General features: G+C 71.1%; 15 protein-coding genes. 8 read left to right on the plus strand and 7 right to left on the minus strand.

The window, feature by feature from the left end:
• Positions 1-36: 36 nt before the first annotated feature.
• The 3 genes from HG543_RS06395 to HG543_RS06405 form a co-directional block, all read right to left on the minus strand.
• Positions 37-651: a YiiX/YebB-like N1pC/P60 family cysteine hydrolase gene (locus HG543_RS06395; RefSeq protein WP_169343782.1), complete on the minus strand. Its 615-nt coding sequence runs from the start codon at positions 649-651 to the stop codon at positions 37-39.
• Positions 652-730: 79 nt separating this feature from the next.
• Positions 731-1,285, minus strand: a complete 555-nt coding sequence (gene thpR / locus HG543_RS06400; protein WP_169343783.1) for an RNA 2',3'-cyclic phosphodiesterase — start codon at positions 1,283-1,285, stop codon at positions 731-733.
• 3 nt (positions 1,286-1,288) lie between these two features.
• The gene (locus tag HG543_RS06405; RefSeq protein ID WP_169343784.1) at positions 1,289-1,813 is read right to left on the minus strand and encodes a metal-dependent hydrolase; all 525 of its coding nucleotides are present in this window, start codon (positions 1,811-1,813) and stop codon (positions 1,289-1,291) included.
• A gap of 89 nt (positions 1,814-1,902) precedes the next feature.
• Between HG543_RS06405 and HG543_RS56200 the strand changes: the two genes are divergently transcribed.
• Both HG543_RS56200 and HG543_RS06415 read left to right on the plus strand, forming a co-directional pair.
• Positions 1,903-3,135 carry an adenylate/guanylate cyclase domain-containing protein gene (locus tag HG543_RS56200; RefSeq protein WP_169343785.1) on the plus strand — a complete coding sequence of 411 codons (1,233 nt, stop codon included), beginning with the start codon at positions 1,903-1,905 and terminating at the stop codon, positions 3,133-3,135.
• Between the two features lie 75 nt (positions 3,136-3,210).
• Complete coding sequence (locus HG543_RS06415; RefSeq protein ID WP_169343786.1) at positions 3,211-4,071, plus strand: caspase family protein; 861 nt, start codon at positions 3,211-3,213, stop codon at positions 4,069-4,071.
• 82 nt (positions 4,072-4,153) lie between these two features.
• On the opposite strand, the gene proS is transcribed toward HG543_RS06415, so the two are convergent.
• Positions 4,154-5,587, minus strand: a complete 1,434-nt coding sequence (gene proS / locus HG543_RS06420) for a proline--tRNA ligase (RefSeq protein ID WP_169343787.1) — start codon at positions 5,585-5,587, stop codon at positions 4,154-4,156.
• Between the two features lie 177 nt (positions 5,588-5,764).
• Between proS and HG543_RS06425 the strand changes: the two genes are divergently transcribed.
• From HG543_RS06425 to HG543_RS06440, 4 genes are all read left to right on the plus strand, one after another.
• On the plus strand, positions 5,765-6,445 hold the full coding sequence (locus HG543_RS06425; protein WP_169343788.1) for a DUF4336 domain-containing protein: 681 nt from the start codon (positions 5,765-5,767) through the stop codon (positions 6,443-6,445).
• Positions 6,423-7,154: a TetR/AcrR family transcriptional regulator gene (locus HG543_RS56205; RefSeq protein ID WP_169343789.1), complete on the plus strand. Its 732-nt coding sequence runs from the start codon at positions 6,423-6,425 to the stop codon at positions 7,152-7,154. The genes HG543_RS06425 and HG543_RS56205 overlap by 23 nt, the downstream gene beginning before the upstream one ends.
• Positions 7,155-7,231: 77 nt before the next feature.
• Positions 7,232-7,846 (plus strand): MXAN_6652 family MXYO-CTERM-anchored protein, encoded by a 615-nt coding sequence (locus tag HG543_RS06435; RefSeq protein WP_169343790.1) that lies wholly within the window; start codon positions 7,232-7,234, stop codon positions 7,844-7,846.
• 221 nt (positions 7,847-8,067) lie between these two features.
• Positions 8,068-8,847, plus strand: a complete 780-nt coding sequence (locus HG543_RS06440) for an endonuclease/exonuclease/phosphatase family protein (protein WP_343073289.1) — start codon at positions 8,068-8,070, stop codon at positions 8,845-8,847.
• 48 nt (positions 8,848-8,895) lie between these two features.
• On the opposite strand, the gene HG543_RS06445 is transcribed toward HG543_RS06440, so the two are convergent.
• Together HG543_RS06445 and HG543_RS06450 are read right to left on the minus strand one after the other, a co-directional pair.
• Positions 8,896-9,447 (minus strand): hypothetical protein, encoded by a 552-nt coding sequence (locus HG543_RS06445; RefSeq protein ID WP_169343792.1) that lies wholly within the window; start codon positions 9,445-9,447, stop codon positions 8,896-8,898.
• A gap of 126 nt (positions 9,448-9,573) precedes the next feature.
• Entirely contained in the window at positions 9,574-9,960 is a 387-nt protein-coding gene (locus HG543_RS06450) for a hypothetical protein (protein WP_169343793.1), read from the minus strand.
• Between the two features lie 209 nt (positions 9,961-10,169).
• On the opposite strand from HG543_RS06450, the gene HG543_RS06455 reads away from it, so the two are divergent.
• A complete protein-coding gene (locus HG543_RS06455) occupies positions 10,170-11,585 on the plus strand; it encodes a hypothetical protein (RefSeq protein ID WP_169343794.1) in 1,416 nt (471 codons plus the stop codon).
• A gap of 45 nt (positions 11,586-11,630) precedes the next feature.
• Positions 11,631-12,272: a YdcF family protein gene (locus HG543_RS06460; RefSeq protein ID WP_169343795.1), complete on the plus strand. Its 642-nt coding sequence runs from the start codon at positions 11,631-11,633 to the stop codon at positions 12,270-12,272.
• On the opposite strand, the gene HG543_RS06465 is transcribed toward HG543_RS06460, so the two are convergent.
• A partial coding sequence (locus tag HG543_RS06465; RefSeq protein WP_169343796.1) for a trypsin-like peptidase domain-containing protein occupies positions 12,253-13,704 on the minus strand: 1,452 nt, incomplete at its 5' end. The genes HG543_RS06460 and HG543_RS06465 overlap by 20 nt on opposite strands.

The raw sequence follows: 13,704 nt of genomic DNA on the forward strand, positions 1-13,704 counted from the left end.
CCTCGCGCCCGGATTCCTGCGCACTCCCCGCCTCTGCTACCGCACCGACGGGAAGTCCGAGTACACCATCTCCAGCCGTGCATCCACGGCCAGGCTGGCGGGCGTCACCAACTCCAGGTCCAGCGGCACCTTCCCGTAACGTTCGCGCAGGGGCTGCTCTAGCCCCTTCAGCTTGAGCGAGCCCAGCCGCTCCATCTTCCCGTACTCCACGCCCGCCCCCTGGGCGTACGCCTTGCGCACCAGCTCCGAGCAGTACATCGCCTCGTCGTCCCACGTGAAGCGCAGGTCATAAGGCTTGCCCAGGTGCGCCTTCGCCGCGGCCACGGCCTGCTGCCGCTGCGCGTCGCTCAGCTCCTTCGGCCGCAGCACCATGATGCGGCCCTTCGCGCCCCGCGCCTTCCACTTCGCGAACGGCACGCGCTGCACCGGCTGCACGGCCTCCACCACCCAGGTGCCCTCGGGCGTTACCTCGACCATGCCGACGTGGGACAGCGGGCTCTCCGTCGCCACCTGGATGAACTGGGACTGCCGCGAGCGCGAGGTGTGCAGCACGATGTCCCCCGTCCGCAGCGTCTCCTCCAGGCCACCCCGTGGCGCCGCGACCGCGCCGTGGGCTCCGAGCCACACCGCCAACAGCACACTCCACCGCATCGTCGAGTCCTTTCCGGCGCTTACCCGCGCCTGCCCCCAGGCAATGCAGCCCGGGTGCCAGCGCCGCCGGTGAGCACCATCACCCCACGCGGGTGAGCGGCACGTCCAGGCGGGAGTGGTAATGCCCGCCCTTGCTCTCGAAGAGCACCAGCCGGTCCACGCGCCCCTCGCCGAAGTCCGCGCCCTCCAGGGCTTTCACGCACCGGGCCAGCGCCGGGTCTCCGCGCGGGTCCTTCGAGCGCGCCAGCGTCAGGTGCGCGGTGTACTCACGGTGCTCGGGCTTGAAGCCCAGCGGCTCGAGTGCGGTGGAGACGTCCGCCTGGAGCGCCTTGAGCGCGTCCGTCGCTCCACGCACGTCCGCCCAGAGCACGCGCGGACGCGACGGAGAGCCGAAGCTGCCCCCATCGCCCACGCTCAAGACGAACGGCGCGTGTCGTGGGCCCACGGGCTCCAGCGCTTCACGAATCGACGGCAGCCGTGCCTCTTCCACCTCGCCCAGGAACACCAGGGTGAGGTGGACGCCCTCGGACTTCACGAAGCGGACGTGGGGCGCCACGGCGCGCAGTCGCTGCAGCTCGGCGACGGTGCGCTCTTCAATCGTGGTGCCCAGCGTGACGGCGGTGAACAGGCGCATGGCTCACGGCTCCTGTCGGCGTCCACGCGGCCAGAGCGCGTAGACCCAGAAGGGGATGAAGGCGAGCAGCTCCACTGCGACGACATACAGCCCGCGCGCGGACAGCATGCCCGCGCCGATGGGCGCCACCGGCAGCGGGCGCACGGGGGCGAAGAAGCGCCCATGCGAGAACGGCCAGAACAGCGCCGCGCCCAGGCCGCCATTGGTGAGCGCGTCCAGCACGCCATGGCTGGCCACCGCGACGAAGGCGAGCGCGCCCCACCTCACGGCCGAAGCGCGCAGGGCTCGCGCGACTCCAGCCACGACGAGCGCCATGCCCGCGGCGAAGACGAACGAGTGCGACGCGCCCCGGTGCCCCCAGGGCGCGGAGTAGGGAATGCCGAACCCGAAGGCCACCACGTCCGCGTCCGGCAGCAGGGCGAGCAGGGAGAACAGCGCCATGGCGGCCACCCGCCGGCGCCAGGACGCGCCTCCCGCCTCGTACCGCCCCAACGCCATGCCCACCGCCGCGTGACCGATGCTCGCCATGTCCGTGAAGATAGCCCACCCGGGAGATACGGCCCGCCGCCAGCCCCTACCTGGAGGGGCCCGGCGGATTGGGCTACCGTCCACGACTCATGCGGAAGCGCCCCGAGGTCGAGGACACGCTCCAGCGCCGGCTGGACGGCTGGCGGGCCCAGGTGGGTGAGTGGCTCAACCGGCTCCGGTTCGCGGGTGCGGCGTGCTGGTTGCTGCTGGCGGAGCTGGACGCGTGGCTCGTCCCCCGAGGCTGGCTCCTCGCCTACCTGGGCGTGGCCCTGCTGCTGTGGCTCGGCGCGCGGCGCTTCCTGGTGCTCGGGCGCAGGTCGGCCCTGTTCCTGGCTGTCATCGACATGCCGGCCATCTTCTTCCTCCAGGGGTGGGCCATCCAGACGACGCCCACGCCGGTGCCCACCGCGCTGCTGACGCTGGGCGTGTTCGTCACCCTGGTGATCATCGTGGCCCTGGTGACGCTGTCGCGGCGGAGCGTGGCGGTGGCGGCCGCGGTGGCCATCCTCCTGGAGGCGCGGCTGGCCTTCCTGTCGGGCCTGCCGAGAGAGTCCTTCCTGCTGGGGCTGGTGATGGTGCTGTCGCTGGCCGCGCTGGCGGCGCTGTTCATCGGCCGGCAGGTGCTGCGCCTCGTGACGGAGGTGGCGCGCGAGGAGGTGCACCGCGAGCGCCTGGGCCGCTACTTCTCCCCCGAGGTGGCCCGTCAAATCGCCGAGCGCGGCGCCGAGTCCCGGGATGGCGAGCACCGCGAGGTGACGCTGCTCTTCTCCGACATCCGCGGCTTCACCTCCATGTCCGAGCGGATGGACAGCCCGCAGGTGGTGGCGCTGCTCAACGAGTACCTCTCGCGCATGGTGGAGGTGGTGTTCCGCCACGGAGGGACGCTCGACAAGTTCATCGGCGACGGCATCCTCGCGTACTTCGGCGCGCCGCTGGAGCTGCCGGGGCACCCGCGCGCCGCGGTGGCCTGTGGGCTGGCCATGCTGGAGGCGCTGGAGGCCCTCAACGCCGAGCGCGTCGCCCGGGGCGAGGAGCCGCTGCGCATCGGCATTGGAATCCACACCGGGCGCGTGGTGGTGGGCGACGTGGGCAGCGAGCAGCGCCGCGAGTACACGGTGATTGGCGACGCGGTGAACCTGGCCAGCCGGATTGAAGGGCTCACCAAGAAGGTAGGCGTCCCCATGCTCGTGTCCGGAGCGACGATGCGGCGGTGCGAGGGCGGCTTCGACTTCCAGCCAGCCGCCCCCCTGTCGGTGGCGGGCAAGGCCGAGCCGGTGGCCACCTTCGTTCCCGCGAGAACCGCCCTGCGCGCGGCCCACTGAGCGCAACGCGCCCCCTGTTCCATCACAACTCCGGGCGCGGCACTCCCTCCGGGAAACAGGGGAGGAGTGTGTCTCATGGCTCAGGGATATTCGTTGAACATCGGTTTGAACTCGGTGGACCCGGCGCACTACGCGGGGTGGGACGGCGCGCTCTTGGCCTGCGAGGCGGACGCGGAGGACATGGAGCTCATCGCCCGCGCGCAGGACTTCGGGACAGTGCGCAAGGTGCTGACGCGCGAGGCGACGCGCGAGCGCATCGTGAAGGAGCTGGACGAGGCGGCCCAGGTGCTGCAACCCGGTGACCTCTTCCTGCTGACGTACTCGGGGCACGGCGGCCAGCTGCCCGACAGGAACAACGACGAGGTGGACGCCCAGGATGAGACGTGGGTGCTCTACGACGGAGAGCTCATCGACGACGAAATCTACGTGGCGCTCTCCAAGCTGAGGCAGGACGTGCGCGTGTTGATGTTCTCCGACAGCTGTCACAGCGGCACGGTGAGCAGGATGGCGTACGCGGCGCTGCGCAACAGCGGCAGCCTGGAGATGCTGGCGGACACCGTGCAGGACACGGAGGCCGCGGAGCGGCGCTTCAAGGACATGCCCGTGGGCATTGCCCTGCGCACCTACCGCAACAACAGGGCCATGTATGACGCCGTCATGGATGCGCTGCCGAAGCAGGACGCGCGCTCGATGGTGAAGGCGACGGTGCTCCTCATCTCGGGCTGCCAGGACAACCAGCTCTCCAGTGATGGCACCTTCAATGGCCTGTTCACCGCCAACCTGCTGCGCGTCTACAACGGCGGGAAGTTCCGCGGCAGCCACCGCACCTTCCACCGCCGCATCGTCCGCCGGATGCCGCCGCTTCAGACGCCCAACTACTCCGTCATCGGCTACCCCAACAGTGCCTTCGAGCGTCAGACGCCGTTCACCGTCTGAGGCCTCCTGGAACGCACGAAGGGCCGGATGCGGGAACACCCCCCACGTCCGGCCCTCCGTCCTTCAGGGACTCAGCGGCGGCTCAGTACGCCTTGGAGAACACGATGCGGCCCGGCGAGGGCTCGCCGGTGACGACGCACTTGCCCGGCTCCTGCTTGAGGGCGAAGGGCCGGCAGCGCGTGGTGAGGCCCGTCTCCTCCTTGATGCGCGCCTCCACCTTCGGGTCCAGGTTCCAGTGCGCCAGCAAGAAGCCCGCGTCCGCCTTCTCCTTCATCTCCTCGTAGGAGTTGACCTCGAAGGTGTTCGCGTCGCGGAAGGCCTTGGCCTTGTTGAACAGGTCCTTCTGCATGGCGTCCAGCATGGCCTGGGCCTTGGACACGGCCTCGCCCAGCGCGACGAACTCCTTCTGCTTCACGTCGCGGCGCACCATCACGCACGAGTCCTTGGCCAGGTCCTTGGGCCCCAGCTCGATGCGCATGCACGTGCCGACCAACTCGTGCTCGTTGTACTTGAAGCCGGGGCTCTTGCTGTCGTCGTCGTCCACCACCACGCCCAGGCCCGCCTTGCGCAGGTCCGCCGCCAGCGCGTGGCTCTTCTCCAGCACCTGCGCCTTCTCCGCGTCCGACGCCTTGCCCATGATGGGGATGACCACCACGTGCGTGGCCGCCAGCTTCGGCGGGACGATGAGGCCCGCGTCGTCCGAGTGGGTCATGATGAGGCCGCCGATGAGGCGCGTGGACACGCCCCACGACGTCTGCCACACGTGGTGCTGCTTGCCGTCACGGCCCTGGAACTGCGTGTCGAAGGCCTTGGCGAAGTTCTGCCCCAGGTTGTGGCTGGTGCCCGCCTGCAGCGCCTTCTTGTCCTGCATCATCGCCTCGATGCTGTACGTGCGCAGCGCGCCCGCGAAGCGCTCGGACTCGGACTTGCGGCCCGGCAGCACCGGCATCGCCATGTAGTCCTCGGCGAACGTCCGGTAGACCTCCAGCATCTGGAGCGTCTCCTTCTCCGCGTCCTCCTCCGTCTCGTGGCAGGTGTGGCCCTCCTGCCAGAGGAACTCCGTCGTCCGCAGGAACAGGCGCGTGCGCATCTCCCAGCGCATCACGTTGGCCCACTGGTTCAGGAGCAGCGGCAGGTCGCGGTAGCTTTGAATCCACTTGGCGAACGAGCGGTTGATGATGGTCTCGCTCGTGGGGCGGATGACGTAGGGCTCCTCCAGCTTGGCGCCGCCCGCGTGGGTGACGACGGCCAGCTGCGGATTGAAGCCCTCGACGTGCTCGGCCTCCTTCTTGAGGTAGCTCTCGGGGATGAGCAGCGGGAAGTAGGCGTTCTTGTGGCCCAGGTCCTTGAACATCTTGTCCAGGACCCGCTGCATGTTCTCCCAGATGGCGTAGCCGTTGGGCCGGATGACCATGCAGCCCTTCACGTCCGAGTAGTCGGCGAGCTTCGCCTTCTGGACCAGGTCGACGTACCACTCGGAAAAGCCCTTCTCGCGGGGCGTGAGCTTCTCGGCCATGTGCGGAGCACCCTTCTTCTAGTCGGTGAAAGAGGACGGTTGCCTACGCCGGGCCCACCCGGAAATCAACGGCCCCGTCGCCCCGGACGTCTCCCGTCCCGAAGAACGGGTTGCGATTTTTTCGACCGCCGGTCAAAATAAGAAACGAAGGTCGAAACACACTTCTTGGAGATTCCAATGCTTCAACCTGTCGTCGACGGCATCCACGTCCTGACGGTCCCCTTCAAGGTCGGCCTCTTCGACCTGGGAGGCCGGATGACGGTCATCCGCCTGCCGGACGGTGGGCTGTGGGTGCACTCGCCCGTCCGCTTCAGCCCCGAGGCACGTGCCGCGGTGGACGCGCTGGGGCCGGTGCGCTTCCTGGTGGCGCCGAACCTCTGGCACCACCTGGCCATGCAAGACTGGGCGGCGGCGTACCCGGAGGCGAAGGTGGCGGCGCCAGCGGGCCTGAGGCGCAAGCGGCCGGACCTGCGCATCGACCTGGAGCTGGGGGACACGCCGGACGCGGGCTGGGCGGGCGTCATCGACCAGGTGCACGTCCGGGGGATGCCGGAGTTCGACGAGTACGTCTTCTTCCACCGCCCCAGCCGCACGGTGCTGCTGACAGACCTGGCCTTCAACATCCACCGGACGGACTCGTGGCTCACCCGCACGTACCTGAAGTTCAGCGGGGCCTGGCGGCAATTGGGGACGACGTACCTCGCCAGGGCCGTCCTCATGAAGGACATGGGCGCGGTGCGCGCGTCGCTGGACAAGGTGCTGGCGTGGAACGCGGAGCGGGTGGTGGTGTGCCACGGCGACGTGGTGGAGCGCGGCGGCCAGGAGGCGCTGGCGAATGCCTTCCGCCGGCTCCAGTAGCGGAGGCGGGCGCAAGCCCCCCGCGGTCCGCCGCCGCGCGCCGTCCCGGGACACGGCGCCCGAGGCGCCCGAGGTGGGCGACGAGGCACGCGAGGCCCGCAAGGCGCGCCGTCAGGAGGGACGCCGCAAGGCCATCCTCGTCGCCGCGCGCGCGGTGCTGGTGCGCGGTGGGGTGGCGGGGCTGACGCTGGAGGCGGTGGCCCAGGAGGCAGACCTGAGCAAGCCGTCCCTCTTCTACTACTTCCGCTCCAAGGAGGACCTCGTCGGGGAGCTGGCGGTGGAGGGGCTGACGCGCGAGGTGGAGGTGCTGGAGGCGGCGGTGGCCTCCGCGGACAGTGGGGTGGAGGCGCTCGCGGCGCTGGTGCGGGCCAAGGTGGACCTGTACGCGGAGGACCTGGACGGCTTCCGCATCGTCTACCTCTGGCCCCAGCTGATGGGCCGCCAGTCCGACTCGCAGAAGGAGCGCGTCTATGCACTGAGCGCCCGGCTCAACGATGCGCTCGAGGCGAAGCTCCAGGCCGACGTGCGCGCGGGCCGGTTGGCTCCGGGGTTCCAGCCGCGCCGGCTGGCCAACGTCGCGTGGACGGTGGCGCATGGCCTGCTGTCGCTGGTGGCGGGACTGGAAAATGCCGGTGGCAACACGCGGCACACCCTGTCTCAACTGCGTGACGAAGCCTGTGCACTGCTGATGAGGGCAGGTGCGCGCTGAGTGAGGCTGTGAACAGTCGGTGCGTCGCGCTAAGAAGGGCCTCCTTCCCCTGTCGTTCGTCTCCAGGAGGCTTCTCCATGCGGTCGTCCCTCTCGTCCCTCAAGGCTGCTGGCGTCATCGCGGCGTGCCTCGTCTCCGGTTCCGCCCTTGCCACCTCCGCCGGTCAGGTTGGCCACAGCGGCAAGCAGGCCAACATGACGTGCATGAACTCCGGCTGCCACACCGGGGGCGGCGCGGCGCCTTCCGTGACGATCGAGGGGCCGGATACCCTCGCGCCGGGCGCCACCGGCAGCTACAAGCTCGTCATCACCGGCGGCCCGGCTGTCCGCGGCGGCTTCAACGTGGCGGTGGACAACGGCACGCTCACGGCCGGCACGGGCCAGCGCAAGCAGAGCGAGGAGCTGACGCACTCCGGGCCGAAGGCCTTCACCAACGGCCGCGTGGAGTTCGACTTCACCCTCGTGGCCCCGGCCAGCGCGGGCACCATCAACCTCTTCGGCGCCGGCAACTCCGCTGACGGCAAGGGCACCCAGGACGGTGACAGCTCGGCCATGAGCAAGAAGACCATCACCGTGGGCAGCGGCGGTGGCGGTGGTGGCGATGACGAGGGCGGCTGCTCCGCCACCGGTGGCGCGCCGCTTCTGGGCGCGGCGCTGATGGTGCTGGGCGCTCGCCTGCGCCGCCGCCGCTAGGGCGTTTGGGCCCACGAAGGCCCATGCCGCGGTGCACGGCCGTCCGCCCGCCCGGCGGACGGGCCCAAGGGGGTGGGGCGACAGGACGGAGCGGCGCGGCCTAACATCCGCGCCCTTCCGACATGCACCTCCGCCGACTCCTTCCCATCTTGTTCCTGATGGGGCCGCTCGCGTGTGCGACCGGCCCCGGCATTCGTCCCCCGGAGGCGCCGGTCTCCACCGTGCAGCGCAAGGCGGGGGAGCTGCGGGTGATGACCTTCAACATCCAGTCCGGCGCCCGCGGGCTGGAGAACGTGGCGCGAGTCATCCGCGCCTCGGTGCCGGACGTCGTCGCGCTGCAGGAGGTGGACGTCGGCTCCACCCGCGCGGGGGGCCTGGACCAGGTGGCGGAGCTGTCACGCCTCACCGGCCTGCCGCACCGCGCGCACTTCCGCACCACGGAGCTGTTCGGCGGCGCCTATGGCATCGCCCTGCTGTCGCGCTTCCCGCTGGAGTCGCTGGCGCAGTACCCGCTGCCGGTGCCCGCCAACGCGGAGCCCCGCACCCTGGCCCACGCGGTGCTCCAGGTGGACGGGCGCGAGGTGAGCGTCTACCTCACTCACCTCATCCGTCGTCCCTTCAACGGAGACGCGCGCGTGCGCCAGAGCGCGCTGGTGGCCCGGCTGATGGCGGCGGACCCGCGTCCCAAGCTGCTGATGGGCGACCTCAACGACGACCCGGGCTCGCGCCCCATCCGCCTGCTGCGGCGCGACCTGCGTGACGTGGTGGCCACCACCGGCGGCGCGAAGGGCACGTACCCGATGCCCCTCTTCCTGCCCACGCTGCGCATCGACTACGTGCTGGCGTGTGACGCCTTCACACCTGTCTCCAGCCGGGTGCTGCCCGTGGACGTGTCGGACCACTACCCCGTGGTGGCGGACCTGCGGCTGAACCCGGAGTCCACTCCGGCGGTGGCCGAGCGCGACACCCCGGCGTCCGTCTCCACCGGCTCCGCGCCCTGAAGCCCCTTCCGCGCCTGACGGGCGCGGGAAGGGCCTCGCGGGTGTTCATCAGCTCACGTTGAAGCGGTAGAGCACGTCCTTGTCGCCCTTGGTGTAGCCCTTGATGACCTGGTGCGAGAGGTTCTTCGCGCCCAGGTAGTTGAGGCCTCCGTGGGCGAAGCCCATGACGGACAGCTCGAAGTACACGTGCGGCCGGGGCACGTTGGTGATGCTCAGGTCCGTGCTGTCCTGGCCCGGGTTGACGCTCAGGTCGCCCGCGGTGAAGTAGCCCTTCCAGATGCCGGGGGTGAACAGCAGGAAGCGCCGCAGGTCCCCCTGGCTGAACATCGTCTTGAGCTGGCCCTGGCTGAGCGCGTACTCGGCGGACTTGATGCCGAACTGCCACCACGCGCTCTGGTTGCCGCCATAGAAGCGCGTCAGCAGCTCCTCGTTGAGGCGGAGGAACGCCTCCACCGGCATGCGCGTCACCGGCATGATGGGGTTGGCGAAGAACGGCTCCTTCTTCGCGAAGTCCGTGAGGAAGCTCTTCCAGGTCGCCTCGCCATGGGACTGCGCCATCATCTGCTGCCGAGCGAGGAATGCGACGCCTTTGACTTCCATTGCGTGTGCTCTCCTGAGTGGCCCCTTGCGCGCCCGCGCGCCGTGAGGTGGCGGGCGCCGCATTGTGCTGCGGGCCACTCCAGGAAGAAACGGAAACGTGCGGAAAGCGTCCGAGCGCTCGCCTGCCTACTCGAGCTGAAGCCCGCAGTCGGCACAGGCCCCCGCCACCAGGGGGGCGGCGGTGCCACACGCGGGGCACGGGGGCTCGCCATCCTCGCTGGGGGCGGCCGCGGCCTGGCGCATGGCGCCCTGGGGCAGGAGCCCCTCGCGTTCCAGGCTGTCCGCCCAGCGCTGCTGGAGGATGGCGGCCACGCGGGGCCCGTCCTCGGGGCGCACCAGCACCTGGAACTTCGGGCTGCAGCCCATCTTTCCACACGCCTCGCGGTGGACGAGCGCCGGTACGTCCGCGCCCAGACAGGCCTCCACCAACCGCCGCGCGTCCATCAGCTGCATCTCCGCGCAGGGCACCAGCTCCGCGTCCGTCAGCACCTTCGTCGCTTCCTGTTCGGTCATGGCACGGGGGATTGGAGCGCACCGGGGCCCGAGCCGTCCAGTGCGCTCGTCCGGTCGCCTGCCCTCCCGGCATCCTTGGACTGACGGGTGTCCGTGGGAGTCAATGCACTTGAAGGGGGAGTGGTCCCTGGATGGCTGAATCCCCACCGTCCGTGCGGTGTGACGCCCGCTGTCCGCGTGGACACGGGCGCAGCGGTGGGGGACGGGACATGCGGCTTGGTTGGGGTTGGCGTTGGGGTGCGTGCGCGGCACTCGTGCTGGCGGCGTGCGGTGGGCCGGTGGAGGAGGAGGGACGTGAGGGGGACTTCCAGGGCCCCTCGGAGGTGGCGCCGCTGACGAAGGTGGCGGGGAGCGAGCCGGTGGCCGCGGCCGCGGCGAGCGGCGAGACGCGCTGGCTCCAGTCGCTGGACGGGGTGGGCAAGGAGTTCGTGGCGGGGCTGGCCCATGACTCGCTCGGCAACGCCGTCACCGCGGTGAACCTGATGGAGGGCGCTCCCTCCGACCTGCTGGCGGACGGGGAGGGCGCGCTGGCCTCGTACGCGCCGGACACCTTCGTGGTGGCGAAGTACGGCCCGTCCGGCGAGCGCCTGTGGTCGCTGCCCCTGAAGGGCTTCGCGGAGGCCGTCACGGTGGACTCGCAGAGTCACGTGATTGTCGCGGGCCGCAACCCGGCCGGGGTGGACTTCGGTAGCGGGGCGCTGCCCGCCGGGCGCTTCATCCTCAAGCTGGACCGGGACGGGGACTTCGTGTGGGCGCGCTCGCTGGAGTCGCTCGGCGTGTCCGACTCCTTCGCCCTGCACCGCGTGGACACGGACCGCTCGGGCAACATGGTGCTGGCGGGCAACCTTCCGGACTCCGCGGTGGGGGAGGTGCCCGCGCTGCTGAAGTTGGGGGCGGACGGCGACTTCCTGTGGCTGCATGCCGACACGCGTGAGGGCCGCGCGCGGGGCGTGGCGGTGGACAGCGACGGCGCTTCCTACCTGGCGGGCTACTTCTTCCTGCGGCAGCCGGGGGAGACGGACTTCCGGCCCTTCCTCATCAAGCTGGACGCCGAGGGCAACATCCTGTGGGAGCGGACGCTGGAGACGGAGTACGGCTCCACCGGCGGCGTGGCCGTGCATGGCAACCGCGTGCTGATGACCGGCTACTTCATCAAGCCGGTGACCTTCATGCGGCGCACGTACCATGCGAAGGGGAGCTGGAGCGACGCGTACGTGGTGGCCTTCGACCGTGAGGGCAACGAGCGCTGGATGCGCGTCTTCGGCTGGTCCGGCCTGGACGTCTCCATGGACTACGAGGACGGCGCCGTCGTCGTCGGCCGGTACGAGGACGGGGACGACCTGGGTACCGGGCCCATGGCGGGCGTGCCGGGCGTGCAGTCCAACCTCTTCGTCGCCAAGCTGGACCGCATCGACGGCTCGCTGCGGTGGGTGCGTGGCTTCCCCATGAACCACCCGCCCAACACGGACGTGTCCGGGGACCGCTTCTTCGTCTCGTCGCACGCCACCACCGGCGTGTGCGCCCTGGCCGGCTCGCGTATCTCCGAGGTGGACTTCGGCGCCGGGACGCTCGCGGCCCCGAGGGGCGGCCGGCGTGACGCCTTCCTTGGCGGCTTCGACCCCTGACGAGGAGGACTCGCGGCCCGGCCCGGGCACGGCTACCCTGGGCCGGTGCCACCCGCCTCCCTGTCCGCCCGACCCGGGCGCCTGCGTCGCCTCCTGCTCGTGACGGGAGGCGCGCTGACGTTTGGCGTCTTCGGCCTGGCCTTCGTGGTGGACCGCTTCGGCCAGCGCGAGCGGGTGGAGGCCGCGGACGCGGTGGTGGTGCTGGGCGCGCGGGTGCTGCCGGGCGGCGTGCCCTCCGGCGCGCTGCGGGCGCGCACGGAGAAGGCGGTGGAGCTGTACCGGCGGGGACTGGCGCCCCGGCTCGTCTTCTCCGGAGGCGTGGGCGTCAACCCGCCCTCCGAGGCGCGGGTGATGCTGGCGCTGGCGACGCGGCTGGGCGTGCCGGCGGAGGCGTGCGTGCTGGAGGAGGAGAGCCACTCCACGGAGGAGAACGCCCGCTTCGCGGCGAAGCTCCTGCGCGAAGCGGGCGCGCGGCGCGTGGTGGTGGTGTCGGACCCGTACCACCTGCTGCGCGCGCGCCAGTACTTCCGGCTGAACGGCCTGGACGTGGGCACCAGCCCCGCGCTGGAGACGGAGCGCAACCTCAACGCGGTGGACCGCTTCTACTGGACGGTGCGCGAGGCCGTCGCCCTCTTGCTGCACCCGCGCGTGCTGCTGGCCCGAGCGCCTACTCCGCCGGCACCGTGAGCGCGCGCAGCTCGCGCCGGCCACCGGGCGCCGCCACGCGCAGCAGCACGGACTCGCCGGGGCCCGCCTCGCGCAGGGCCTTCACGAAGTCCCGGGCGCGGCGCACGGGCTGACCGCGCGCCTCCACCACCACCATGCCCGGCGCCAGGCCCGCGCGCTCCGCCACCGAGCCCGGGGCCACCCTCACGACCAGCGCGCCCGACGGCGGCAGCTCCTGGGTCCGCGCCAGTCGCGCGTCCATGTCCGAGATGACGAGGCCCACGCGCTCGTCCGCCGGTGCCGCGGGCTCCTCTGGCCGGGGCCGGGACGCCACTCCCTCCAGGTCCGGCCGGGTGCCCAGCGTGACCTTCACCTCCCGCGGCTCGCCAGCCCGGAAGATGGATAGCGTGAGCGCGGTGCCCGGGGACTTCAGCCCCACCGTGCGCGTGAGGGCGCGGCCGGAGTCGATGGGCTGCCCGTCCGCGGAGACGATGATGTCGTCGGACTGGAGGCCCGCCGCGGCGCCCGGAGTGTCCTCGGTGACCTCGGTGATGATGGCGCCCTCGCGCGCGGGCACGCCCAGCGCCTCGCCCAGGTCCGGCGTCAGGTCCTGCACGACGACGCCCAGCCACCCGCGCGTGACGGCGCCCTCCTTCTCCAGCTGGGGCAGCAGCGCGCGGACGAGGTTGCTGGGCACCGCGAAGCCGATGCCGGAGCCCTGGCCGATGATGGCGGTGTTGATGCCCACCACCTCGCCCCGGAGGTTGAAGAGCGGGCCGCCGGAGTTGCCGGGGTTGATGGCGGCGTCCGTCTGGAGGAACTCGTCGTAAGGGCCCGCGCCGATGTTGCGCGCCTTGGCGGAGATGATGCCGAGGCTGACGCTGGAGCTCAGGCCGAAGGGGTTGCCGATGGCCACCACCCAGTCGCCCACGCGCAGCGCGTCCGCGTCACCCAGGCGCACCACCGGCAGCGGCTTCGAGTCGGGCGGGAGCTGGAGCTGCAGCAGGGCCACGTCCGTGAGCGGATCCGTGCCCAGCACCTTCGCGGCCAGCTCGCGCCCGTCCGGCAGCTGCACCTGGATGTCCCGGGCATCCTCCACCACGTGGTTGTTGGTGAGCACCAGGCCCTGCGCGTCGATGATGAAGCCCGAGCCGAGCCCCTGGCGCGGTGCCTCCTCGCGCGGGCCCGGAGGGCCGAACGGGGTGAAGGGCCCCCAGGGGGAGCCGTCGAAGGGTGACTCCTCGTCTCCGCCAAAGGGCGAGCCGCCGCGCGTGCGGACCGACGGAGCCGCCGCGCGGACCTCCACGCTGACGACGGCGTCATTCACGGAGTCCACCAGCGGCGCGACGGATGCGAGCGCGGCGCCCATGTCCGGGGGCATCACCTGCCCGGCCGGCAGGCGCTGCTCCCCGGGCGGGGTGGTCGGAGCGGAGTCGGCGGGGGCCTTCTGGGC

Origin of the sequence: Pyxidicoccus fallax, assembly GCF_012933655.1 — a bacterium.
Classification (GTDB): Bacteria; Myxococcota; Myxococcia; order Myxococcales; family Myxococcaceae; genus Myxococcus; species Myxococcus fallax.

Bases quoted from the DNA above. Each gene is read 5' to 3' on its own strand.
- HG543_RS06395 (WP_169343782.1), bottom strand. From the start codon at position 651: ATGCGGTGGAGTGTGCTGTTGGCGGTGTGGCTCGGAGCCCACGGCGCG.
- thpR (WP_169343783.1), bottom strand. From the start codon at position 1,285: ATGCGCCTGTTCACCGCCGTCACGCTGGGCACCACGATTGAAGAGCGC.
- HG543_RS06405 (WP_169343784.1), bottom strand. From the start codon at position 1,813: ATGGCGAGCATCGGTCACGCGGCGGTGGGCATGGCGTTGGGGCGGTAC.
- HG543_RS56200 (WP_169343785.1), top strand. From the start codon at position 1,903: ATGCGGAAGCGCCCCGAGGTCGAGGACACGCTCCAGCGCCGGCTGGAC.
- HG543_RS06415 (WP_169343786.1), top strand. From the start codon at position 3,211: ATGGCTCAGGGATATTCGTTGAACATCGGTTTGAACTCGGTGGACCCG.
- proS (WP_169343787.1), bottom strand. From the start codon at position 5,587: ATGGCCGAGAAGCTCACGCCCCGCGAGAAGGGCTTTTCCGAGTGGTAC.
- HG543_RS06425 (WP_169343788.1), top strand. From the start codon at position 5,765: ATGCTTCAACCTGTCGTCGACGGCATCCACGTCCTGACGGTCCCCTTC.
- HG543_RS56205 (WP_169343789.1), top strand. From the start codon at position 6,423: ATGCCTTCCGCCGGCTCCAGTAGCGGAGGCGGGCGCAAGCCCCCCGCG.
- HG543_RS06435 (WP_169343790.1), top strand. From the start codon at position 7,232: ATGCGGTCGTCCCTCTCGTCCCTCAAGGCTGCTGGCGTCATCGCGGCG.
- HG543_RS06445 (WP_169343792.1), bottom strand. From the start codon at position 9,447: ATGGAAGTCAAAGGCGTCGCATTCCTCGCTCGGCAGCAGATGATGGCG.
- HG543_RS06450 (WP_169343793.1), bottom strand. From the start codon at position 9,960: ATGACCGAACAGGAAGCGACGAAGGTGCTGACGGACGCGGAGCTGGTG.
- HG543_RS06455 (WP_169343794.1), top strand. From the start codon at position 10,170: ATGCGGCTTGGTTGGGGTTGGCGTTGGGGTGCGTGCGCGGCACTCGTG.